This is a genomic window from Pontibacillus sp. ABV4_188 (assembly GCF_056311905.1).
This window is the reverse complement of record NZ_CM149975.1, coordinates 398,893-422,036: the sequence shown is the minus strand read 5'-3', so window position 1 is coordinate 422,036 and position 23,144 is coordinate 398,893. Positions and strand designations below refer to the sequence as shown.

At 43.1% G+C, this 23,144-nt stretch carries 21 protein-coding genes; 9 read left to right on the top strand and 12 right to left on the bottom strand.

All coding sequences use genetic code 11. The annotated features are described in order from the left end of the window. Positions 1-24 precede the first annotated feature (24 nt). The 4 genes from ACYX4O_RS02245 (at position 25) to ACYX4O_RS02230 (ending at position 5,036) form a co-directional block, all read left to right on the top strand. Complete coding sequence (locus tag ACYX4O_RS02245) at positions 25-1,986, top strand: hypothetical protein (protein WP_476354200.1); 1,962 nt, start codon at positions 25-27, stop codon at positions 1,984-1,986. A 745-nt stretch (positions 1,987-2,731) separates the two neighbouring features. Further along, on the top strand, positions 2,732-3,538 hold the full coding sequence (locus ACYX4O_RS02240) for a glutamine ABC transporter substrate-binding protein (RefSeq protein ID WP_476354198.1): 807 nt from the start codon (positions 2,732-2,734) through the stop codon (positions 3,536-3,538). 109 nt (positions 3,539-3,647) lie between these two features. Further along, positions 3,648-4,313 (top strand): amino acid ABC transporter permease, encoded by a 666-nt coding sequence (locus tag ACYX4O_RS02235; protein ID WP_476354196.1) that lies wholly within the window; start codon positions 3,648-3,650, stop codon positions 4,311-4,313. Next, positions 4,314-5,036: an amino acid ABC transporter ATP-binding protein gene (locus tag ACYX4O_RS02230; RefSeq protein WP_476354194.1), complete on the top strand. Its 723-nt coding sequence runs from the start codon at positions 4,314-4,316 to the stop codon at positions 5,034-5,036. It begins immediately after the preceding gene. Between the two features lie 56 nt (positions 5,037-5,092). Here the strand turns inward: ACYX4O_RS02230 and ACYX4O_RS02225 are convergent, their stop codons facing one another. Then, positions 5,093-6,406, bottom strand: coding sequence for a phenylacetate--CoA ligase family protein (locus tag ACYX4O_RS02225; RefSeq protein WP_476354192.1), 1,314 nt, complete (start codon positions 6,404-6,406; stop codon positions 5,093-5,095). Between the two features lie 241 nt (positions 6,407-6,647). Between ACYX4O_RS02225 and ACYX4O_RS02220 the strand changes: the two genes are divergently transcribed. Then, a complete protein-coding gene (locus ACYX4O_RS02220; protein WP_476354190.1) occupies positions 6,648-7,451 on the top strand; it encodes an alpha/beta fold hydrolase in 804 nt (267 codons plus the stop codon). A 411-nt stretch (positions 7,452-7,862) separates the two neighbouring features. Next, a complete protein-coding gene (locus ACYX4O_RS02215) occupies positions 7,863-8,300 on the top strand; it encodes a CHRD domain-containing protein (RefSeq protein WP_476354189.1) in 438 nt (145 codons plus the stop codon). Positions 8,301-8,365: 65 nt separating this feature from the next. Here the strand turns inward: ACYX4O_RS02215 and ACYX4O_RS02210 are convergent, their stop codons facing one another. The 4 genes from ACYX4O_RS02210 to ACYX4O_RS02195 form a co-directional block, all read right to left on the bottom strand. Next, the gene (locus ACYX4O_RS02210) at positions 8,366-9,421 is read right to left on the bottom strand and encodes a PLL family lectin (protein WP_476354187.1); all 1,056 of its coding nucleotides are present in this window, start codon (positions 9,419-9,421) and stop codon (positions 8,366-8,368) included. Between the two features lie 82 nt (positions 9,422-9,503). Then, complete coding sequence (locus ACYX4O_RS02205) at positions 9,504-9,995, bottom strand: hypothetical protein (RefSeq protein ID WP_476354185.1); 492 nt, start codon at positions 9,993-9,995, stop codon at positions 9,504-9,506. Between the two features lie 113 nt (positions 9,996-10,108). Continuing rightward, on the bottom strand, positions 10,109-10,807 hold the full coding sequence (locus tag ACYX4O_RS02200) for a Na-translocating system protein MpsC family protein (RefSeq protein ID WP_476356981.1): 699 nt from the start codon (positions 10,805-10,807) through the stop codon (positions 10,109-10,111). A 290-nt stretch (positions 10,808-11,097) separates the two neighbouring features. Beyond that, positions 11,098-11,565, bottom strand: a complete 468-nt coding sequence (locus ACYX4O_RS02195) for a divergent PAP2 family protein (protein WP_476354183.1) — start codon at positions 11,563-11,565, stop codon at positions 11,098-11,100. Between the two features lie 180 nt (positions 11,566-11,745). Between ACYX4O_RS02195 and ACYX4O_RS02190 the strand changes: the two genes are divergently transcribed. After that, the gene (locus tag ACYX4O_RS02190) at positions 11,746-11,928 is read left to right on the top strand and encodes a hypothetical protein (RefSeq protein ID WP_476354182.1); all 183 of its coding nucleotides are present in this window, start codon (positions 11,746-11,748) and stop codon (positions 11,926-11,928) included. A 27-nt stretch (positions 11,929-11,955) separates the two neighbouring features. On the opposite strand, the gene ACYX4O_RS02185 is transcribed toward ACYX4O_RS02190, so the two are convergent. Next, positions 11,956-14,175: an ATP-dependent helicase gene (locus tag ACYX4O_RS02185; RefSeq protein WP_476354180.1), complete on the bottom strand. Its 2,220-nt coding sequence runs from the start codon at positions 14,173-14,175 to the stop codon at positions 11,956-11,958. Positions 14,176-14,361: 186 nt separating this feature from the next. Between ACYX4O_RS02185 and ACYX4O_RS02180 the strand changes: the two genes are divergently transcribed. After that, a complete protein-coding gene (locus ACYX4O_RS02180; protein ID WP_476354178.1) occupies positions 14,362-15,579 on the top strand; it encodes a DUF4317 domain-containing protein in 1,218 nt (405 codons plus the stop codon). Positions 15,580-15,617: 38 nt separating this feature from the next. Here ACYX4O_RS02180 and ACYX4O_RS02175 read toward each other — a convergent pair whose 3' ends face one another. Continuing rightward, complete coding sequence (locus ACYX4O_RS02175; RefSeq protein ID WP_476354176.1) at positions 15,618-16,082, bottom strand: UPF0158 family protein; 465 nt, start codon at positions 16,080-16,082, stop codon at positions 15,618-15,620. Between the two features lie 172 nt (positions 16,083-16,254). Here ACYX4O_RS02175 and ACYX4O_RS02170 point away from each other — a divergent pair, with 172 nt between their 5' ends. Next, positions 16,255-16,968: a DsbA family oxidoreductase gene (locus ACYX4O_RS02170; RefSeq protein ID WP_476354174.1), complete on the top strand. Its 714-nt coding sequence runs from the start codon at positions 16,255-16,257 to the stop codon at positions 16,966-16,968. Between the two features lie 132 nt (positions 16,969-17,100). Here ACYX4O_RS02170 and ACYX4O_RS02165 read toward each other — a convergent pair whose 3' ends face one another. The 5 genes from ACYX4O_RS02165 to ACYX4O_RS02145 form a co-directional block, all read right to left on the bottom strand. Then, the gene (locus ACYX4O_RS02165; protein WP_476354172.1) at positions 17,101-18,204 is read right to left on the bottom strand and encodes a DUF1648 domain-containing protein; all 1,104 of its coding nucleotides are present in this window, start codon (positions 18,202-18,204) and stop codon (positions 17,101-17,103) included. Continuing rightward, positions 18,205-18,591, bottom strand: a complete 387-nt coding sequence (locus tag ACYX4O_RS02160) for a GntR family transcriptional regulator (RefSeq protein ID WP_476354170.1) — start codon at positions 18,589-18,591, stop codon at positions 18,205-18,207. It abuts the gene before it with no gap. A gap of 206 nt (positions 18,592-18,797) precedes the next feature. Then, positions 18,798-20,507, bottom strand: a complete 1,710-nt coding sequence (cysI, locus tag ACYX4O_RS02155) for an assimilatory sulfite reductase (NADPH) hemoprotein subunit (protein ID WP_476354168.1) — start codon at positions 20,505-20,507, stop codon at positions 18,798-18,800. A 23-nt stretch (positions 20,508-20,530) separates the two neighbouring features. Next, the gene (locus tag ACYX4O_RS02150) at positions 20,531-22,327 is read right to left on the bottom strand and encodes an assimilatory sulfite reductase (NADPH) flavoprotein subunit (protein ID WP_476354166.1); all 1,797 of its coding nucleotides are present in this window, start codon (positions 22,325-22,327) and stop codon (positions 20,531-20,533) included. After that, a complete protein-coding gene (locus tag ACYX4O_RS02145) occupies positions 22,305-23,141 on the bottom strand; it encodes a uroporphyrinogen-III synthase (protein WP_476354164.1) in 837 nt (278 codons plus the stop codon). The genes ACYX4O_RS02150 and ACYX4O_RS02145 overlap by 23 nt, the downstream gene beginning before the upstream one ends. Positions 23,142-23,144 lie beyond the last annotated feature (3 nt).

Below are 23,144 nucleotides of genomic sequence, written 5' to 3'. Positions count from 1 at the left end.
TCTAAAAGTAAAGGGAGAGTAGATATGGCTCAACGTACTGAAGATTTAGTCGAACGTTTCACGCATGCTTTACAAGCTTTAGAAAAAGCTGCACCTTTTGCAAAGTCAAGATACCAAACGGACGTTTATCAAGAAGCCAATCGCCTTCTTCGAACAGAAGATGGGCTTGAGCAGTTATTTCACTTTGCTCACCAGTTTGAAGACATAGGCGTCTTCCAAGATGGCCCTTGGGAAAAGGCTGAAAACTTACAGCCCCCTCTTGTTTCAGGCTCCTTAAAGGCAAAAGGGGTACCGATGATTATTGAGATCTTAAGCGAATTACGAATGCTAGCGATCGCTAAAGGGGCCTATACTCATCCAAAGATTTCAGCCGAAATGGCCGAGGAGTTTTTGAACGAGGTATTAGCTTTAAATTTAAATCTCCTATTCCCTGACGCTAGTGAGAGTGCGCGCATTGAAAAACACGAAAACGATGACTTAACAAGCGAAGTGTTTCAATTTATCGCAAGCTACTTATCTACCAATGCTTTAACCAAAACCCTCGTGTCTGAGATTACAAGAATTACAGCTCAGCGCCCTATTATGATCAAGCGCGTTGTCTCCATGATTCGAATGGGGAAAGAAATGCTAAAGTCAGACTTGGAATATGATGAGAGAGAATCGCTTCTCACTTATATAGAAGCCATTGAAGGCCCTTCCCCTCTCAGCAAACAGTACAGAGACTTAAGCATATACAGAAGCCGGCTACGAGAGTTATCCCAACAAGAATTACGTTCTGAGTGCGTTGCTATGGCCACATCAATGAGGAAAACCGGCCTAACCTGTCCGCACCATGCGACTCTTTTAAGGGTACTCTCTAAGAAGATCCCTACTCTTATACCGTATGCACTTCAACTAAACGGAAAAGGAAAGGCAAACTTTGAAGAACACCAGGACATGGTTACCCAATTAATTAAGGTCGCGATCTTTCCTGCGACCTGCCAGTCCATTTATGGATTAGCCTTGATGCTTGAACGTGGCGTTTTATCCTCTTCTCCGGTTATGCCTGGCTTGAGAAGATTAATAGAGTTGGATATCCTCCCTGATGTCCGAACCGCGCTGTTGAAAACGGTTCGAAACGGAGAAGGAATGACAGCGAACAGCATACTGGTCGCTGGTGTTATTAGCGTTCTTGGCCAGCCACTAGGAGTGGGACAGGGATTCAACCCAACATGCCAAGCAGCTCGTGGCATTAGCCTATGGGCACAGCATGCACCTGGTATGCTACTTGAGTTAATCCCACGCGCGGCACGTGATGGAGATATTGATTTCACATTCGAAGGCCTCCCGATTCATTCAAAAGATTTAACAGGAGGGCTAGCACCTGAGTTGCACACAGAACTTGATCCAGTATCACTCGTTCTTGTCCCTCACCTTGACCGAATCTATAGTGAAATGATGACGAAAGTCGCCCTTCGCGGAGAAGATGGCCACCGCTGGGTAAACCCGGCTTTCTATGGGGATTGGGTGTCTAGAGGCTTTAGTACCGTGATCGACCCACTCACAGGGTTTATCAACGACTTCTCTGGCTTCGTCCGCCTATTCTATGCCACCCACCACCCTGATTATAACGATGACTATGAACTAATCTACCCAAACCCAGTTGGAATTTTCATTACCAATGTAAGAGGTAAATTACTCGGATTCCACGCGGTCTCTATCATAAGAATCGCCAAAGATCCAAATGATCAGTACCGGGTGTATTTCTACAATCCAAATAACGACAGCTCCCAGAACTGGGGACAAAATATCGAACCAAGCGTCATGGACAACGGCGAACAAGAAGGCGAATGCTCCCTACCCTTCCACGAATTCACATCACGCCTATACGCCTTCCACTACAACCCATACGAACAAGGCGACGCCTACGCAGTAGAACCCCACATCATCAACCAGGTTAAACAACTAGCAAAAGAGAGTTGGGGAGAGGACTATACGTGGGTTTAAAGAAAAGCGCAGGCGGGGTGGTCAAGGGCGTACGGATAAGCAAGCTACTGTAAGTCTGCGTAGCAGACTGGAAGTAGATTGCTTATCTCGCTAGCCCTTCCCCGCCGGAGCTAGATCTCATGAAAAGCACAGGCGGGGTGGTCAGGGCCGTACGGATAAGCAAGCTGCCGGAAGTGACGCTAGTCACTGCAGGTAGATTGCTTATCTCGCTAGCCTCTAGCCCCCGGAGCTGGATCACATGAAAAGCGCAGGCGACTGTTCAGCCCCGTACGCATAAGCAAGCTACTGTAAGTCTGCGCAGCAGACTGGAGGTAGATTGCTTATGACGCTAGGGGCTAGGAGCCGGAGCTAGATCTCATGAAAAGCGCAGACAACTTTTCTACAGAACTAGATTGACCAGAAGCCCATATGTATATCTAAAAGAAAAAGCAGCCTCCCTCAGAGAGCTGCTTTTTCTTTTATTCTCCTAATTATATATCAGTTAATTTCCATGAAAGTTCTACATCATCCCCCAAAATAGCCGATTTAACTCTCTTAAAATAGCACATAAACCTACAAATCATGAATAATGACGAGCAAACCCGAATAATTAAAAGCTATTTTAAGCATAAAGACAGTATATATAACACACCTCTAATTTTCAGACTTTTCTATAAACTATCAACCCTTACCGAAATTTAAATTTTCTGACTATTATGAGATACTGTTAGACAGACTCATATAATTGGAAGGGGATGTCAATTAGGTGAAACGTTTATTTGCACTTTTTATCACAATTCTATCAATTGCTGTACTCGCAGCATGTGGATCCTCATCGGACTCTAGTGGGGATGCTACAAACGGAGATAATGGGGACAGCGGTGACTCTGGAGAAAAAGAGACATACACAGTTGCCACAGATGCAAACTTTAAGCCTTTTGAATATAAAGATCCAGATACTGGAGAAATGAAAGGCTTTGATATTGATTTAATGAAGGCTATTGCAGATGAAGCCGGCTTTAACGTTGAATTTAAATCCATGCAGTTTGATGGACTCATTACTGGAATGCAGTCCGGGCGCTACCCACTTGCCATTGCTGGTATCTCTATCACAGAAGAACGTAAGGAAAGTATTGATTTCTCAGACCCTTATTATGACTCAGGTTTAATTTTAATGGTTCAAAGTGATAACGAAGAGATTAAATCGATTGATGATGTCGATGGAAAAGAAGTCGGCGTTAAGACAGGGACAACTAGCGAAGCATACTTAAAAGAAAATACAGAGGCGAATATAAAAGCTTTCCCTCAAATTATTAACGCTTATATGGACGTTCGGAATGGTCGCGTTGATGCATCTTTATATGATAAGCCAAACGTTGAATTCTACATTCAAGAAAGCGGCGAGGGAGAATTGAAAACGGTTGGTGAAACCCTACAAGGTGAGTCTTACGGAATTGCTATGGAGAAAGGTTCAGACCTTGTAGAACCTGTTAACGAAGCGCTTGCTACTCTGAAGGAAAACGGAACTTACGACGAAATCTATGAAAAGTATTTCGGGAAAAAACCAGAGTAATAGAAATCACTTAGGTTCATAACACCTTAGAAGGCACAACAGAAAGCGCGACAAGTTATGAGCTTGTTGCGCTTTTCTATTTCGTACTTAATTAAGGAGCGATTAAACAATGTTTGATGCTATTATGGATTCTCATTACATTCGAAGTTTTCAAGCCATCTTCCCTGAAGGACTCATACTTACCATAGGGATTACATTAGCTGGTTTATTCTTTGGCTTTATCATTGGAGCCATCGTAGGCCTAGGGAGATTATCCAAGAAAAAGATCATCAACATACCCTCCCTTTGGTTTGTAGAAATTGTTCGCGGTACTCCAATGCTTGCTCAAATTCTTTTTATCTATTCAGGACTCACAGAAGATATTATCGGCTTTAACATCGGAGCACTTCCAACCGCTATCATTGCAATTGCTATAAATGCCGGCGCTTATATTGCCGAAATCGTCCGTGGTACGGTACACTCTATTGATAAAGGACAACGTGAAGCAGGACGTGCACTCGGGTTAAGTGAGCGGGAGACAATGCGCCTTATCATATGGCCACAGGCTTTCAAACGAATGATTCCTCCTCTTGGAAACCAATTTGTAATTAGTTTGAAAGATACCTCTTTATTTTCCGTTATCGCCATTGGTGAGCTTTTATATCTCGGAAAACAATATTACAACATAACGTATTCCCCATTTCAGACGCTAATTGTGGTCTGTTTCTTATACTTATGTATCACAATCCCTGCCTCATTTTTCTTAAGAAGATTAGAAAGGAAGCTGGACGTATAAATGATTACTGTAAAAGATCTACACAAATCGTTTGGTAAAACAGAAGTCTTAAAAGGAATTGACGCGAACGTTGAGGAAAGTGAAGTAGTTTGTGTAATCGGTCCCTCAGGTTCAGGAAAGAGTACGTTCTTAAGATGCCTCAATCTTTTAGAAGAGGTCACCTCTGGTGAGATTGAGATTGATGGAGATGTCTTAACAGACCCGAAAGTGGATATTAATGCTGTACGTTCCCAAGTAGGGATGGTGTTTCAGCACTTCAATCTATTTCCTCACAAAACTGTATTAGAGAACATCTCATTAGCTCCTATTAGAGTAAAAGGCTTATCTAAAAGTGAAGCGGATAAAGAAGGACAGGCTCTTCTTGATAAAGTCGGGCTTGGTGACAAAGCAAACGTCTACCCCGAGAGTTTATCAGGCGGTCAGAAACAGCGTGTGGCCATTGCTCGTTCTCTTGCCATGAATCCAAAAGTCATGCTCTTTGATGAGCCAACCTCTGCTCTTGATCCAGAGCTGGTTGGAGACGTTCTTCAAGTTATGAAAGACCTTGCCGTTGAAGGGATGACGATGGTTGTTGTTACCCACGAAATGGGATTCGCGCGCGAAGTAGGTGACCGCGTCCTCTTTATGGACGAGGGGATTATTATGGAAGAAGGATCTCCTTCACAAATCTTTGATAATCCTCAGAACCCTAGAACTCAATCCTTCTTAAGTAAAATCTTATAAAATCTAAAAAGCCTAAATCGTAAATACGATTTAGGCTTTTTTAATAAACTCTATTCCTAACTCATCATCTGCTCTACAACCCGAACTGCTTTCCCCTCAGAACGAGGAATTGAATTTGGTTTGTTCACACGAACATCTACAGAGACGAGACAGTTATTCTTCATAATGGCTCTGATTTGCTTTGATAAGGTCACACACTTCTCATGCTTCAGATTCTCTCCGACACTCCCATAGAACGCTTCATCAACTTCGACCTGCAATTCAACTTGTTGCATACTTCCCTTACGCATTAAATGAAGCTGATAATGAGGAACAATTCCTTTTACCTGTAATAAAAAATGTTCAATCTCAGAAGGAAAAACATTTACTCCCCTTATAATGAGCATGTCATCAATTCGACCTTTCACCCTCGACATGCGCGTCGTCGTACGTCCACAAGCACAAGGTTCACGCGTAATCGAAGCGATGTCACCTGTACGGTAACGAATAACAGGAAAGGCCTCTTTCGTTAAGCTTGTAAAAACAAGCTCTCCGTCTTCCCCATCTGGCACTGGCTGCATCGTTTCAGGATCAATAACCTCAACAAGGAAATGATCCTCAGCAATATGAAGACCATCTTGGGCTTCATGACATTCCATAGCCACACCAGGCCCCAACACTTCACTTAGACCGTAAATATCACACGCTTTAATATCAAATTTCTCCTCAAGAGTGCGCCTCATCTCTTCAGACCATGGCTCAGCTCCGAAAATACCATATTTTAAGGACGTAGCTTTTGGATCCTTCCCCATAAGCTCCATGCGCTCTGCAATATTCAACATATACGAAGGAGTACCACAAATCACCGTTGGCTTGAAATCCTCAATCAACGTAATCTGACGTTCAGTATTGCCCCCTGAGACAGGAACAGTAGCCATCCCTAACTCTTCACTCCCAAAATGGAGACCAAGTCCACCTGTAAATAAACCGTACCCATAAGCATTGTGGAGGACCTCACCTTTTCTGCCACCCGCTAATGAAATTGCACGAGCTACAAGATCAGACCACATTTGTATGTCCTTTTTTGTATATCCAACGACCGTTGGCTTTCCGCTTGTCCCAGAAGAAGCGTGTAGACGCACAAGTTCACTACGATCTACCGCAAATAAACCAAACGGATAATGAGCACGAAGATCCTTCTTCTGCAAAAAAGGTAACTTCTGAACATCCTCAACTGTTTCTATATCACTCGGCTTCAGCCCTAGTGCATCAAATTGTTCCCGGTAAAACGGAACATTCTCGTAAACCCGTTGAACAGTAGTCTTCAGACCATCTAGCTGCACTTGTTCCATATCACTTTTTGAAGCGCTTTCATTTTTGTGCAAAATCATGTATCTTCCCCCATCTTTACTCAGAATCATTCCTAAAACCAGGTAGACAGAACCAAAACGTATTGCACTAAATTTTCGGATTTATTTTTATTGTTATATTCTCTACTTACTAACTTATCTTGAAAGAAAAGGAAAGTCAACAAGTAATCAGAAAATTAAATCTTTTGTTCCAGAAACACTTTTTCTTTTGCTTATTCATCTATGAGATAATACCTTTATAGAAAAAGACTACTGAGGTGTTATGATGGATAAGATTTTCTACGGAGACAAAAAAGACCAATTTGGAGAAATTAGACTTCCAGAAGGAGAAGGCCCACATCCCGTTGCAGTTGTTATACACGGAGGCTTTTGGAAAGAACAGTTCCAGTTAGGCCTTATGCATGATGTTGCGGAAGACCTAACCGCTCAAGGCTTCGCTACTTGGAATATTGAATATCGTCGCGTTGGACAAGATGATGGAGCTTGGCCTAATACCCTTTTAGACGTAGGGGCCGCTTTCGATTACGTACTTGAGCTTTCCAAAGAATATAATCTAGATACTACCAAAACCATTACCATTGGTCATTCAGCTGGCGGCCATTTAGCCATGTGGCTCGCAGGGCGCCATAAGATTGAGGCAACAAGTGATCTTTATGTAGAACACCCCCATTCTGTAGCAGGAGCTATGAGCCTTGCAGGTGTAGTCGATCTTGAAACAATGCACGACGTTCACCATTTCAGAGATACGTCTATAGGAGCTGAACCAAACAACCCTGTTGGCGATTTATTAAAAGGCAGCCCTAAAGAAGTACCCGAACGACTAAAAGCCGCCTCACCGCTTGAACTGCTACCTTTTAACGTTCCGCACGTACTGATTCACGGAGCGCTAGATATACACGTCCCTATTGGAATCAGCTCACGATACCAGCGCATCGCAGAAGAACTAGCTGAATTTGTGAAGTTTGTAGAACTTACAGAAGCCGAACACTTTATGCTGATCGACACAAAAACAGAAGCATGGGCAGCCGTACGAGAAGAAGTGGACTTACTTCTAAAGAGCATATAAACAAAAAAACTCTTTCTTTTTGAGCCCCCTCGCTCTTTTTAGGATCTCGTCGACCTAGAAATGTATCGGCGTGGTTCCTAGGATACGCATAAGACGTCTCCCCGCCCCCTAGTTATAGTTTTTACGAGTGGCCCTTCAGCTTAGTTGAAATTCAGTATATAGGCACCTTTCCGTTATTTCTATATTCGGCAAAGGTGGTTCGGGAAATTGCGAGACTCCTGCGGCAATAGGAGCCTAGGGGAGACCCCGGAAGGAGCAAAGCGACTGAGGAGGCTTCCCAGCTCGCCGCGGAAAGCGAGTGATTTCCCGAACCACCTTACACTCAATAAAATCAAACGGAAATATCCTTATACAAACACCATTCAGAGCCCAGTGAATAAGATAAGAGCGTTCACTACAGGAGGCGATGATATGGAAAAGTATTTTAAAGCACGCTTAAAAGGAAAAAACGAAGTTCCACCAGTTGAATCTCAAGCATTTGGCTTCGCAAAATTTGTCGCAAATAAGCATGACACTAAAATTAAATTCGTACTAAAAGTAGAAGATATCGAAAATTTCATTCAAGCCCATATCCACTTTGGCAATCGTGATCAAAATGGTCCTGTTGTAGCTTTCTTATTTGGAGCAGATCTTGATACATTACCAAACCAAAACGGCATCTCCACTCATAAAGGTGTCGTAAAAGGGATTTTAAGAGATGAAGACATTGTCAAGAACGACGTCGGCATTCACTCCATTGCTGACCTTCTCGATTGCATGAAAAAAGAATTAACGTATGTAAATGTGCATACAGAGCAAAACCTTGCAGGAGAGATTAGAGGACAAATCATACCTATACATGAAAACTGATGATTCATAGAGGATCTGAGTAAAAGCGAAAAGCCTGCACCTCATAGAAGAGATGCAGGCTTTTTCTATGAATACCACTTATGCCACATGTTATCGTTTCGCCCTCTTACGAAACAGTCCACGCGCTTTCTTGCCCAGGAGACTGCAGCAGGGCTTGATCGAACGCCACCTTTTGGGGCACCGAGGTCTTTCCAATTACTCCATCTCGTTCCTTTCCATGTTTTCTTCCATAAACTGTTGTTATCACCTCGAACGAAACAGTCGATTCGGTTCGAAGACCATGATGAAGCTGCTGGTGCATTTTCAAATCCACCTCGAGGAGCACCAAGGTTCTCCCAATTGCTCCAGCGGGAACCGTCCCACCATTTATGCCACAGTTGATCCGTGCGACCACGCACGAAACAGTCAATTCGATTTGGCCCCCATGACACAGCACCAGGGGCATCGCGTAGTCCTCCTTGAGGGGAACCAAGATCTTCCCAACCGCTCCACCTAGAACCATCCCACCACTTATGCCACATATTGTTATCTTCCCCTTGAACAAAACAATCTAACCGGTTCGATTGCCATGATGCCACTGCCGGAGCGCCTTTCATGCCTCTTGGTGGTGTGCCAAGGTCCTCCCAGTTGCTCCAGCGGGAACCGTCCCACCACTTGTGCCACATTCGTTCATTTCGACCCCGAACAAAACAGTCAATGCGATTCTGCCCCCATGAAACAGCAGCTGGATAGCTTCTGAGACCTCCTCGCGGTGCACCAAGATTCTCCCATTCCCTCCAGCGGGAACCATCCCACCATTTATGCCACATTGCATTATCGTCCCCGCGTACGAAACAATCCAACCGATTGGCCTGCCAAGAAGCCACTGCCGGTGCTCCTTTCATTCCCCTCGGCGGAGAGCCAAGGTCTTCCCATGACTTCCAACTAGCTCGATAGGCTGGTTCATTCCCATCTTGTTCTATAGGCTGGTCAGCATATGATAACGGAACTTGTGCCGCATCATAATAAACGGGTTGCTGCCCGGCTCCATAGCCTCCCTGTCCAGCAAATCGGGCATCATAGTAATAAGGAGTTTGAAAAGGATAATAAGGATACATATGATATCCATTCTGATTCCACATTGATGTCCCTCCTATCTCAACTCATCTATACATGATATGACGAAGGAGTGAAGATTAGAGGTCGTCCATTGGAAAAAATATCTTACTCCCCTTCTTTTTCGAAATCAGGGAATTTATTATGACGAATCAAGTCATAGATTACCCTTCCATTGCTAGGCTGACCATCAGGGTAATACACAGGAAGAAAATCGAATAAGACAAAGTAAAACGCATAGAAGATAAATTGTGTCCAAAACGATTCCATAGGGATCCCATCTATGGCAAGAAGCGCATTGACTCCAATTGCTACGATGATATTACTTAATATGGGCGCAGAATAAATGATGATATGAGCCCATTTCTTATCAAATTTTAAAGAATCGTAACTACACCAACTGTACATAAAATAATAACGTCTCACTTCAAAGACTCCTATATGAAACACCTTCGGGCCGCACCCTACTGTTACCTTAGAACTGCTGGCCCCCAATAAATGACTCGCAATTAAATAGCCCCCTTCCCTAATAATGGATACAACGGGCAATATAATAAATGCTGATAGAATTAATTTAATTACACCTGCAAATCCAAACATGTTTTCTTACTCCTTTTCTTTCATTTCGCTTTTATCCACAAAAAAAAGCCGAAAAGACGTCACATGACGTCTTTTCGGCTTATGTCTAGCTCTATAGTCTAGCCCATTTCCACCTACATCGGTTTATTCTTTTGAACAATTAATACTATAAAACTTTGATCCAACTGAAAATCCCAGTCTACAAAAAGATCGGTAATTGAAACACCTAATATGGATTCATAGAGTCGACGGTCGAGCATGTCTTTCTCTAACCTTCGCTTACTTAAGCGAAGCGGCTGCTCATAGCCTGAATGAATCAGCTCTTTCTCAATATCAACTAGGATTCCTTTGCGCTGTATAACGAGTGTTCGATCATTCAAATAAAGTGAATTCGTCTCTTCCGGCTCTTTTTCCACTTGTCGGCTTACACGGTTAATCTCTTCATGCAGCTTATCTTTGGCCGGATATTCATAAAAGTGTTCATCCTTGTTTGCCTGATCTTCTGACAGGACGCCGAGAATAATACCCGTACGTTTTTCCAACGACCAATCATAATATAAGTTATCAACTTGAAGGTCCGCCACAACCGTTAACGTGGCCTTCAGTTCATGTAAAACGTCTTTCATTAAAAGGTCCCGTGTTTCTTCTACCTTCTGATCGTGACCTTGGCTACGAAGGACACGCTCTGTTGGTGTGAGGAAATCACGAAGATAAAATGTTATAAACGGATGCTTAATCGACACATAGACAGAAGCTGGCCCTTTACCATAATGCTCTCGTAAAAGCTTTCCTGTATAACTCGCTAATTCAGCTTGAACGGACTTCTCTTCCATATCTCTCAACCCTTTTCCCTCGCAGTTTTGCTATCATCTGATTAGATATACTTACCACTTAAGAAAACAGGTTAAACAAATCGTTAAAGAAGCGTTCAAAAAAGCCAAAGAAGGCTGACCTTCGATGGCTTCGGTAGACAGTAATTGTGGTTTCTATTGTAGGAAAAAAGTTTATTCATTTCTCCCACGGCTATTATAACGCTTCTGACATTATTTTTAAATAATAATGTTAAATGTTAACAAGCTAGAGGGCTATGGCCTGGGGTCGCATTCACCATTACCTTCTTCCCTTAATTGTTCTCGAGTTTCGCTGAAGCAAATCCGAGCGCGCAACCAAACAGGGCTCCACCTAATACTTCCACAGGCTGGTGTCCAAGTAGTTCCTTTAACTCTTTCTCGCGCTCCACAAATTCAAAGCTTGGGAAATCGCCAGCTAAAGAGGCGAAACTGTCTTCTAACTCATTTACAAGCCGTGCGATTTCACCGGTATGGCGCCTTATGCCTTGAGCATCATACATGACAATAGCTCCAAAAACCGTAGCGAGCGCTGTTTCTGTGTGACGCGCTCCCTTATGGGAAGCTAAGTATGTAGCTAAAGCACATACACCAGCGGAATGCGAACTTGGCATACCGCCTGTTGTGGCAACCTGCTTCCAGTCCCAATTACCTGAAAGTTTCTTATGGGTTAAGATCTTTAGTCCTTGTGCGATTCCTATTGATGTTAAAGCTGTTAGAATGCCTCGATTCATTTTCTTCATCTCTTTACCCTCCGTTAAATCATTTCCAGTCAATCGTTTCTAATAAACTCATACCCCGAAATGAATGATTTTAAGCAATACATACGCTAATTATCGATAGGAAATCCAAGCACAGATACCAAATGGAATAAATGTTTGCGAGCAGAAACATACTAAACCTGATAAAAAGGAGGGATTCACATGGCAAAGAAAACAAAGAAAAACGACGCAGAGCAAAAGCACAAAAAAGGATTTGATCCGAAACAGATGGACGTTGAATTTGGACAAGAAGTAGCAGGCGAATTCGGTAGTGCTGCTGCGAACAAAGCGCACAAAGAATCAGCGAAACGCGCTCGTAAATCCAAGAATCCCGAGCAAAACTAAAAAGGGACTTCCTTACCACAGGAAGTCCTACTCTTTCTTACGCAAGATCCCATTATCAATACAGATCTCCGCATTAAACTCTTTATAACCCACTTCTTCAAACTGGATGGCGATCGCTGCGCCACCGTACTCTTTAATAACCCCTACACCAAACTTTTGATGCTCCACTTCTCGTCCAACCTCAATCTCATCCCACCCGAGCAAACTCTCATCAGATAAATCGGGAGCGGGACGTTTACGTCGTGTTACGGCTCTCTTCTCATCAGGAAACTTGGCAATTCTTCGTACATTCGTGACAAACTGCGACTCAGATACACGCTCATCCCCTTTATACCCATAGGTCAACAGCTCCAAGTGAGTACGTGCACGTGTCATCCCAACGTAGAAGAGACGGACAGCTTCTTCCATCGGGCCATAGTCTTTCTTACGATAGCTATCCATGTCATCCTTCGAAGGCACAACCCCATTAATCAGGTCAATCATATACACCTTGTCATACTCAAGTCCTTTGGCGCTGTGGAACGTTGTCAGGGTAAGTGAGCACGACCCTTTATTATATTTAGACGTTTGAACCAATTGCTCAAGCTCCTTCAGTCGGTCTGCAAAACCTTTTAACGATCCGAGCCCTTCAGCAATCTCTTCAAGCGTATTTAAAATCGTGAACAAATGCTCCCCATTAAAACCGAATTTCTCTACCATCTTTTGAATGGCTTTATCATATCCAAGTCGATCTCTTATAACGCGGATTGCCCTAGCTGGTTCCATCTTGTTCATCTCAGCGAATAGTTTCTTCGCCTGAGTCACGTTTTTCTTCTGATAAGAAGGGAGATCTGTTTCAAGCAAGACATCAAAGACTGATTCTTGCCCGCTGCTGCTTCTAAGAAACGCGATCTGTCTTTTCGTGATATACGCATTAAACTTCGTATGAATTCTCTCTAGTATATCCACGCGCCGATCATTGTAAGTGAGTCTCATAAAGTTCAAAACATCCTCTACAATCCAATGTTTGAAGAACTTTGCATCAATATCTTTCATGTAAAAGTCGATTCCTGCTTTACTGAGCTTATCCGCAAGCGGGACGGCCGAGGCATTATTCCGGTAAAGAACTGCGACCTCTTCTTCAGGACCGCTTTGCTTCACCTGCTCCGTCACGTACTTTAACTGATCCTCATAGCTTCGCATAGCTTTAATGGCGATCGGATTGGATGAGGGGTTTTCGGTGAACATTTCCTTATGAAATCGGTTCTGGTTCCTTTTAATAAACTGATTGGAGACTTCAACAATCTCAACTGAGGACCGGTAATTCTGCGACATGGTGAGGACAGTCGCGTCCGGGTACGTACCCTCAAACTGAAGAAGCTTCGTCACATCAGACCCACGCCACATAAAGATCGACTGGTCATCATCGGCTACGACACACAAATTGTTCTGAGGCTTAGCAAGAAGCTCAACAAGCTCATGCTGAACGACGGAGTTGTCTTGACTCTCATCCGTTAAGATATACTCAAACTGCTGCTGATATCGATGCAGAATTTGCGGGTCATCCAACAAACTCTGATGGCAATAGGTCAACATATCGTCAAAATCGAGCAATAAAGAATTAGCATACTCTTTTTTAAACCGTTCATAGGACTGATAGATTGAGGCAGCATTCTTTACATTCGCCTTCACTTTATAAAGCTCTTTTCCACTAAGCATCCGGTTTTTCACGAAACTGATATACGTCATCAGCTCGTCCATCTCATCATCAGAGATTTGCGTCCCGTTCTCATCTTCAAAGAGCTTCTTCAAGATGAACTTCTTGTGAAGAGGCACATGATCCCCGTGGAATCCTTTCTTCCACTCATCCTCATTAATTTGTCCTTCAATGAGCTGAAAGTCTTGGCCTTCTTTTCTTAATGCCTCACGAACAACCTTAAAGGCAAAGCTGTGAATGGTTGAGAAATGAACTTTATCACTCGTTAGGTCAGAGAAGAATTCATCAAACCTCTCGGACATATCTTGAGCCGATTGCTTACTAAAGGTAATCGCCATAATACGATCCGGTCTAACTTTCTTCTCTAACAACAAGTAGCCGATCTTCATATTGAGTGTTGTCGTCTTCCCCGACCCCGGTGAAGCTAGCAACAGAAGCGGACCATCTGTATGCATCACAGCTTGTTGCTGCACCTCATTTAATAGAACCCCAGTTGCTTCTTCCATTCTTGTAAAGAAATCCATTAAAGCCTCTCCCTTTCTCTTATCCAAAGAACAAAAATAGATGGAAGAAGGCCCGAGCACCCCTCTTCCATCTATTCTTCTTTCATGACATGACTCGTCCTGTGTACTACTCGTATTATATCTTCTATCTCTATGAGATTCTACCTCTTTTAAGGTGGAAAGCTATGTTAAAATAAACTATTATAAGCACAACCACGTAGGAGTGAACGACCGATGGATAAGAAGGATATCGCCGGAATTCGCCGGCAGCTAAAAGTTGATAACGATCTATTAAAAATCCAGAACATTTTTAATGTTTATATCATGAAAGAAACAACGGAGATCTACCACCATCAGAGCCAGCCATTTGAATTGCTTGAACGAGAACAGCAAGAATTGTTTATGAACAACTTCAAGAAGTTGCTAACAGGAAAGCTCGATGAGAAGTTATTTGAATTAAAGTTCCAACGAGAGGCCGAGAATCACACACAGCTTATTTTACATAAAGGCCTGTTAACCAATAATGTTCAGGACTGGATGCAAGAAATGCTCTATATGACGGAGAAGATGATCGCAGAACGGCCTTACGAACATGATGTAGTCATTACATTTGTCCGCGCAGAATATCTGAAACCAACGCGTAGAGGAAGTTCAGAATCTGAAGAAAGTGACCGGGATACTGTATACTCCCACCCCTTCATTCTCTGCAGCGTGAACAAAACACAAGATCCGAAGAAGGAATATCAATTCGATTATGTGCAGAAAGAGTTTAAATACAACATTGAAGTTGACCCTGTTGTTGACCTGAATACGCCAATGGGCGGCTTCCTCTTCCCTACGTTCACCAACCACACAGCCGATGTGAACCATATTTTGTACGCTTCTGGGAAAGCCCACGAGCCAGACCTACATTTTGTAGAAGAAGTACTGAACGGTGAGGAACCCATGACAGCTATGGAAGATAAAGCGGTGTTTGAAGAAGTGATTCGGGATGTCGTGGGTGACCAAATGAATCCCTCAACGCTTGGTAACGTTTATCGTGAGGTCAATCAAGTTGTCGAGGACCATGAAGAAGGTGAAGAGCCACCAAAGCTTGATTACAGAGACGTTGAACGCGTCCTGACGATGAGTGGCGTAGAACAGGAGAAGATTGATTCTGAGAAAATTAAAGAATCCTTTAAAAGGTACACGGAAAACGATAATTACGAACTAAAAGCAAGCAGTATCGTGCCAAAATATAAGTCAAAATCCATTAAGATCAACACGAAGCTTGCCAACATTTCGATTAGCCCGCAAGACTTAGAACACGTCAGACAAGTCAATTTCGACGGCAGACGTTATCTAATGATTGAGCTAGAAGAAGATGCGGAAATTGAAGGGTTTAAGATGTTACCAGAAGCCTTTGGCGGTGCGACAAAAGCAGAAGAAAATGAAGAAGAGGGAGACCGCTAACGGTCCCCCTCTTTTTCTTGATCAAACGTTTGATCAATTTATGATTCGTAAGGAATTTCCTCATCCTCACACCATCTCTTGGCAACTTTAAGAAATTGAGCTTCTTTATAAGCGTACCAATCTTCCTCAAGTCCCAAGTCTCCCACCATATCTTTAAAACGGCGAAACGCACCGCGACCACGAATCGCACGTAGCAACTTGTTTCCTTTCTCTTCATCCTTTACCGATTGAGCAAATGATTCCATCACCCTATACTCGTCCAGGTCGCGTGGCGTTGGCAATTCTATGAAGCGACCCTCTTCATCTCTTACAAACAAATCAGCCCATTCGCGATTTTTTCGCTCCCAATCCTGTAAATGGTCAATCGGTTTCTCATCCTCTGCATCACTGATCTCATCATGTGTGATGGTAATGAGCTCACCTGTCTCTTTATCCAGATAGATATTTACATCGCCATCATTCAGTTCAGCGTTCTCTGCAATAGTTTGAAGGTTTACTTTCATTACGTTCAGTCCTTTCCTCCATAGATTATGTTTTTTTATAATTTAAAAATACCTATTTGGCTCTACTATAAAAAATTTTATTTCCCACAAAACAGCCCTAAAGCACTTAAAATGCCCGCAATCCTCTTTGATGATATAATTGAGGCACGAAAGAGACATGGAGGTATGTATCATGAGAATTGAAGTATGGTCAGATGTAGTCTGCCCGTTTTGCTATATTGGAAAACGTCGCTTAGAAGCGGCTCTTAAGGAATTCGGAGGAACCGATCAAGTCGAGATCGATATACAGTTTAAAAGCTTTGAACTAGATCCTAATGCTCCTTTAAACAGTGAGCTAACTACGAACGAAAAATTAGCTAAGAAATATGGAAAGACCTTAGAAGAAGCGAAACAAATGACAGAGAACATGACTCAGCAAGCTGCTGAAGTCGGTCTGAACTTTGACTTCGACCGCACAATTGAAACAAACACGTTCGATGCTCATCGCCTATTCCAACGTGCTTCTGAAAAAGGAATCGGCAACAAAGTATCTGAACACTTATTCCACGCTTACTTTGAAGCAGGCAAACACGTCGGCGACCGTTCCATCTTAAAAGAAATCGCCCTTGAAGCTGGTCTATCAGAAGAAGACGTTAAAGCTGCCTTTACGGATGAGAAATATGCAACTGCAGTTAGAAGCGATGAACAAGAAGCTGGACAAATCGGTGTCCAAGGCGTTCCATTCTTCGTCTTCAACCGTAAATTCGCTATATCAGGCGCCCAGCCGAAAGAGGTCTTCTTGCAAGGCTTGCAGAAAGCTTATGAAGAAGAGAAACAAGCACCTGCTTTCGAATCAATCGGCGGTAAAGACACAGAAGTATGTACGGATGAAGGGTGCGACATCTAATTCAGAATTTATATGTATAGAAATAAGACAGGGGGTTGAATCCCCTGTCTTATTTTTTAGTATATGTTCTTGATCAAACGTTTGATCAATAGCTCATCACCTTTAATACCAAAGAATTTTAGGCAGTAATGATTAAAGGAAAGATAGTAATAAAATTAGCAGAATGGGAACCACTAACACCATGTAAGCCATTGGACGGGCGAAGTTAACCGTCATTCCTATTCCGAACCTTTTCTCTACCAAGACAGATGGATCATTTTTATTAAAGTAGATCATGCCACCGATCCAGTACCTGTCTTCATCATACTCCTCTACTTTACTACCTTGATCCGTCACCACTACTTCATCTAGGTCAGAATCCACCTTACCAACTTTAATAGCAAAGACTACAGCTCCAGCTAAAGTAAGAAACATAAAGATCAGAGGCACCAACATAATCATCATATCGCTAAACATGTTTCCGTATAGTGTGATGACTTGTAAAAACGAGAATAGCATGGTTAGTAACAAAGAGACTAGCAGCAATAACCAGCTTGTATATTTACGCAAGTTTATTTGCCTCTTTTTCGAGGCTTGCGTGTTTGTTGGGCGAATCTTAATACCTGAACGTTTCGTTAGTTCAATGATTCCAAGGAACATTCCTTGAAGGACAAACAATATAAGCGGAAGAGATAATACAGACATAACACTTTTGTCTGTATAAGCATCTGGCTTTCCATCTGCTCCCCAATGGACCGGTATTTGATCTGGGAACTGACTATAGTTCGCTACTGTAAAAGCCATTAATCCGATCGTTAAGAGAATTGGAAGGGAGACTACATACCAAGGTAGCATTTCGTCTTTGGCTCGGATGTTAAGCTCCGAGATTTTCACTTGCTTTTTCCCCTCAAACCAGCGCTGTTCCTTTTTCAATTTAGAGATCTTAATGTGGAAATAGAAGTAAAGGACAAGTGAGGTAACAATAACAAGAAGCAGTAGCATCAGCCCCATAAGAGCCATTTGAACCTCCGTTGGTGTAGCGCTCATACTCCAGACTAAGAACGTTATAAGAACACCAAGGGCCAAAACTCCGCTAATAAGAGAATATAATTTCTTCGATCGCTTAATTACCGCGTGATTCGTATGTTCCATCGGTACCGTCACACCAAACACAACAGTCCGTTTAACCAAGAAAGGAATGGAAACTTGAATAACACTCACGATCAGCGTCGATAAGAATAAAATGATCCCTTCCATTTACTTCATCTCCCTTACATTTCTCATAATTGAGTCTACAAGCGCGTGAATCTCATCATCGTTCATCCCTGAAACCATAGCCTCAACAACAGTAGGCCGCAGCTTTTCAGACAATAGATGCGTTTGCTCTTTAGAGGCACCAATCGATGGGTCCACGCTTATAACAGCTCCTGATTTCGGAACGATCGTTATTACCCCTTTGGCCTCCAAGTCATGATAACTCTTATTAACTGTATGCATGTTCACACCAAGGTCTGATGCAAGGCCCCGCACAGAAGGCAACACATCACCAGCTGCTAGTTCCCCCCGAATAATCCCTTCCATCACTTGTGTGCTCACCTGGGAATAGATTGGTATATCCGAGTCTGGCTCTATCTGAATATACATCCTCCCACCTCCATTCTGTTCTACTACTATTATAACAGAATTGTTCTAGTTCGTGTATAACAATTGACAGTAAACATAAAAAAACAGGCAGGAATCGATTTGCGATTTCTGCCTGTTTTGATTTGTATTATAAATTTATAGAAGCCTTTTTGTTAACGTGCTCTTCTATCCTGAGGGATACTGCTTGGTCCCTTCCGCACGTTGTCTTAATCATGAAAATCAAGCCCTGATTCGACAGGGGCAATATATCCCGCTCGAACGACATAATCTCCGAAGTGCTCCCCTTCTAAGCGTTCTTTTGCATAGCTGTGAATGATTGGTTTAAGAGAGGCTAGAATTTCATCCTCACCGATATTTTCCTTATACAGCTTATTTAATCGCTCTCCTTTAAAACCGCCTCCTAAGTACATATTGTACTTACCAGGGGCTTTGCCAATAAATCCGATTTCACTTAGTGCAGGGCGAGAGCATCCATTCGGACAACCAGACATCCTTATCACAATCTCTTCATCTCTTAATCCCGCTTCTTCTATAATGTCCTCAAGTTGATCCACAAGAGACGGCAAGTAGCGCTCAGACTCGGCCATCGCTAAGCCGCATGTAGGAAAGGCCACGCACGCCATCGAATTCCTTCTAAGCGCTGAGTTATACCGCCCATCAGACAACCCGTATTTCTCTACGAGTTGCTCAATCGTCTCTTTCTCCTCCTCTTCTACACCAGAAATAATTACGTTCTGGTTTGGAGTAAGACGGAACTCACCTTTATGCACATTAGCAATTTCTCTCAACCCTGTCATGAGCTGATGATTTTCCTCATCCTTGATTCTACCGTTTTGCACAAACAGAGTCAGGTGCCACTTCCCATCTCCTTTAACCCAGCCGTATCGGTCACCGTTATGATCAAATGAATAAGAGCGAGCTTCCTCTAAGGACCATCCTAGTCGATCGTTTAACTCGCTCTTTACCCAATCGAGTCCTCTCTTATCGATTGTGTATTTAAACCGGGCATTTTTACGCTCAGATCGATTTCCGTAGTCCCGTTGAATCGTAACGATCTTCTCAGCAACCTCTGTCGCTTGGTCCACTTTACAGAACCCTATTACACGTCCAAGTTGAGGATACGTCGTTGTATCTCCATGGGTCATGCCCATACCTCCGCCAACAGATACGTTGTAACCAACAAGCACCCCATCTTCGACAATTCCAATGAAGCCTAAGTCTTGGCTGAAGACATCCACATCATTCGAAGGAGGTACTGCGACGCCAATCTTGAACTTCCGTGGTAAGTAGAACGGGCCGTAAATAGGCTCATCTTCATCACGACCGTCTAACACCTTCTCTTCATCTAGCCAAATTTCATGATAAGCTTTTGTCTTTGGTAACAAGTGCTCGCTCACTCGATTAGCTGTGTCATAAACTTGGCTATGTACAGATGACTGATAAGGATTCGCTGTCGACATAACATTCCGGTTCACATCTCCACACGCTGCAATGGAATCCATTAACGCCTGATCCATTTCTTGAATCGTTTGTTTCATATTCCATTTCAAAATACCGTGCAGTTGAAAGGTCTGCCTAGTTGTCAGTTTCATTGTTCCATTGCCATTCGTATTGGCTAGTTCATCCATCTTCAGCCATTGTTCTGGTGTCGCCACTCCGCCAGGCAAACGAACGCGTATCATAAATTGATAGGCAGGTTCTAATTTCTTATGCTTTCGTTCCTGACGAACATCTCGATCATCCTGCATATAGCTACCATGAAACTTAAGGATCTTCGTTTCTTCTTCTGGTATACTGGCTGTAATCCGATTACCAAACTCTTCAACTAGAGATCCTCTTAAGTAGTTACTATCCTGCTTAATCCGTTCCATCGTACTAGGGGTCCCTTCTGACTGCTTCCCTTCATCTCTTCCCATAATCTCCTCCCCTTTCTCTTCTATTAATAGACATCTCGCTGGTATCGCTTTTCCTTACGAAGCTGATTTAAGTACGCTTCTGCTTCTTCAGCCGTGTAGTTTCCTTCTTTTTGAATGATTTCTAGAAGGGCATTTTGAACATCTTTCGCCATATATGTCTCATCCCCACATACGTATACATATGCGCCACCTTTTAACCATTCATAGACTTCCTTACTGTTCTCTAGTAAGCGATGCTGCACGTACACTTTCTCCTCGGTATCTCTTGAGAAGGCAACATCCATCTTGGTTAGTACACCATCACTTAACCAGCTCTGCCATTCTGTCTGGTACAAGAAGTCACTGACGAAATGCTGTTCACCAAAGAAGAGCCATGATAACCCATTGTCTTCGGTTTCTTCTCTCTCTTGCAAGAAAGCCCGATAAGGCGCAACCCCAGTTCCCGCGCCAATCATAATAATAGGCGTACCTTTCTGTTCAGGGAGCTTAAAGTTTGAGTTCTTCTGGACAAAGACAGGCAGATGATCTCCAACGCTTGATCTTTCTGAGCATTGTACAGAACATACGCCTGATCTTTTCCGCCCATGTGCTTCATAACGAAGGGCTCCGATTGTCAGGTGAACTTCATCAGGATTCGCATGTTGGCTACTAGCAATAGAATAAAGGCGAACCGGAATCTTCCGAAGTAGGGCGACAAATTCGCTTACCTCCCCTTTCCAAGGCGCGAAATCGGTAACAAGATCAACCAAATCTCTTCCATAAATATAGTCTTGTAGCGCTTTAGAGTCATTGGCTTCTAACCACTCCTGCAACGAATCACTTAAGGAAGCTGTCTTCTCAAGAAGGGGTTTTGATAAAGTGGTAATGTCATAGATGGAGCGAAGAGCTTCTCTTAGTGCCAGTTCATCACCTTGCTTATTAATTGGAACAGTTAAGTCCCCATCCCACTCAAGAACTTGAAGCAACTGCTCTACGAGTGCCGGATCATTCTCAGGATAGATGCCAAGACTATCCCCAGGTTCATAGGTAATCCCGGACCCTTCTAAATCAAGTTCAAGATGACGTGTTTCTTTATTGGAACCTCGACCGTTCAGATCTAGATTCTCTAAAATTTCAGCCTTGAATGGATTTTTCTTAGAATACGTCGTTTGCTCTTCCATCACATCAGATGCAGGGGCGGATGATGCACCGGCTTCCTGGCCTAATTCCTGTTTCACTGCCTCGATCCATTCGTGCGCTGGTTCCTCATAATCTAAATCACAGTCTACCCGGTTATAGAGCCGAGTAGCTCCCAATTCTTCCAAACGTTTATCAAAGTCCTTCCCCGTCTGACAGAAGAATTCATAAGAACTATCACCGAGAGAAAGGACAGAAAAACGAACACCTTCAAGGCTAGGCGCTCGCTTACTATGAAGGAAATCGTACAGAGAAAGAGCGTTGTCTGGTGGATCCCCGTCTCCATGAGTACTTGTAACGATCAGGAGGTCTTCTACTTTCTTGATATTTTTTGGTTTTATATCATCCATTGATAAGCATTCTACTTCTAAATGGACGGCTTGCAGTTGATCCTTAAATTCGTTAGCAAGCGACTCACAGTTCCCTGTGTGAGAGCCATAAAGAATCGTGACTTTTCGAGTTTGTGGCGTGTTTTCTTTCGTGGTATCTTTCGCCTCTACCGTTTCTTCTTGATTGCCGACTTGAGCTGAAGCTAAGTAGCCGCTGAGCCAAATCTTTTGGCTTTCCGTAAGCGTAGGAAAAAGGCGATTCAGAAGATCAATTTGTTCCTGATTAAATGGACTATTCGTTACCTTTAATGACACCTGTTGTCACCTCCAAACGTTGTGCTTGAGACGTACGATAATAGCGTTCTAATTCAACGACCATAGCCCCCATCTTCTGTACCTCAGGTTCAACGACATATGTAATTCCTTGCTCTCGTAATTGACCGGCAGTGATCTTGCCAACTGCCACCGCTATAACACCATTATTAAACGATTGCACCATTTCATGATTTTGCTCAGCGAAAACGTTCAAAACTTGTGTTTTACTCGTAAATACAACAGCATCAAGTGACTGAGCGATGATGGATTCACGCAGCCGATCCGTGACGCTTTGTTCCGGAGGGTCAAAAGCATAAGGCTTTGATACGTATACATCGTACCCTAACCCCTCTAACGTCTCTTGCCACAAGGCGTCATCTTGATGATAAGCTTGGAGAAAGACACGTGAAGTCTCTCCCCCTCTTGGAAGAGCTGCGACGAGGTTTTCCATCGTTCCATCTTCTGAGACTAGCGCTGGTTGTCGCTCTTTTTCTTGTAACCATCGCACCGTTTTACTCCCACGTATAGCAAGGGATTCTTTCTGTAGCTTCTTTATAAAATGCTGTTCGAGGCCTTGTTCAATTGAAGCATCTTCTAACGTTTTAGCTCCTATACCGGTCGTTAAAATGACCCAGTCAAATTCAAGCTGAATATAATCGCGTACGTTTTGCGCGCTAATATCTTGGTTTAACTGCTGCTTCCCTTGTGATGGGTAAGCCACCGCTTCAGCTCCTTTGTTTTGAAGGAGCGTACAAATTGCTTCTGATTGTCGATCAGCTGCGACGCCAACGACCTTCCCCTTTAATCCCGACACATT

Coding starts and splice junctions, on each gene's coding strand:
- ACYX4O_RS02245 (WP_476354200.1), top strand. CDS start 25: ATGGCTCAACGTACTGAAGATTTAGTCGAACGTTTCACGCATGCTTTA.
- ACYX4O_RS02235 (WP_476354196.1), top strand. CDS start 3,648: ATGTTTGATGCTATTATGGATTCTCATTACATTCGAAGTTTTCAAGCC.
- ACYX4O_RS02230 (WP_476354194.1), top strand. CDS start 4,314: ATGATTACTGTAAAAGATCTACACAAATCGTTTGGTAAAACAGAAGTC.
- ACYX4O_RS02225 (WP_476354192.1), bottom strand. CDS start 6,406: ATGATTTTGCACAAAAATGAAAGCGCTTCAAAAAGTGATATGGAACAA.
- ACYX4O_RS02220 (WP_476354190.1), top strand. CDS start 6,648: ATGATGGATAAGATTTTCTACGGAGACAAAAAAGACCAATTTGGAGAA.
- ACYX4O_RS02215 (WP_476354189.1), top strand. CDS start 7,863: ATGGAAAAGTATTTTAAAGCACGCTTAAAAGGAAAAAACGAAGTTCCA.
- ACYX4O_RS02210 (WP_476354187.1), bottom strand. CDS start 9,421: ATGTGGAATCAGAATGGATATCATATGTATCCTTATTATCCTTTTCAA.
- ACYX4O_RS02205 (WP_476354185.1), bottom strand. CDS start 9,995: ATGTTTGGATTTGCAGGTGTAATTAAATTAATTCTATCAGCATTTATT.
- ACYX4O_RS02200 (WP_476356981.1), bottom strand. CDS start 10,807: ATGGAAGAGAAGTCCGTTCAAGCTGAATTAGCGAGTTATACAGGAAAG.
- ACYX4O_RS02195 (WP_476354183.1), bottom strand. CDS start 11,565: ATGAAGAAAATGAATCGAGGCATTCTAACAGCTTTAACATCAATAGGA.
- ACYX4O_RS02190 (WP_476354182.1), top strand. CDS start 11,746: ATGGCAAAGAAAACAAAGAAAAACGACGCAGAGCAAAAGCACAAAAAA.
- ACYX4O_RS02180 (WP_476354178.1), top strand. CDS start 14,362: ATGGATAAGAAGGATATCGCCGGAATTCGCCGGCAGCTAAAAGTTGAT.
- ACYX4O_RS02175 (WP_476354176.1), bottom strand. CDS start 16,082: ATGAAAGTAAACCTTCAAACTATTGCAGAGAACGCTGAACTGAATGAT.
- ACYX4O_RS02170 (WP_476354174.1), top strand. CDS start 16,255: ATGAGAATTGAAGTATGGTCAGATGTAGTCTGCCCGTTTTGCTATATT.
- ACYX4O_RS02165 (WP_476354172.1), bottom strand. CDS start 18,204: ATGGAAGGGATCATTTTATTCTTATCGACGCTGATCGTGAGTGTTATT.
- ACYX4O_RS02160 (WP_476354170.1), bottom strand. CDS start 18,591: ATGTATATTCAGATAGAGCCAGACTCGGATATACCAATCTATTCCCAG.
- cysI (WP_476354168.1), bottom strand. CDS start 20,507: ATGGGAAGAGATGAAGGGAAGCAGTCAGAAGGGACCCCTAGTACGATG.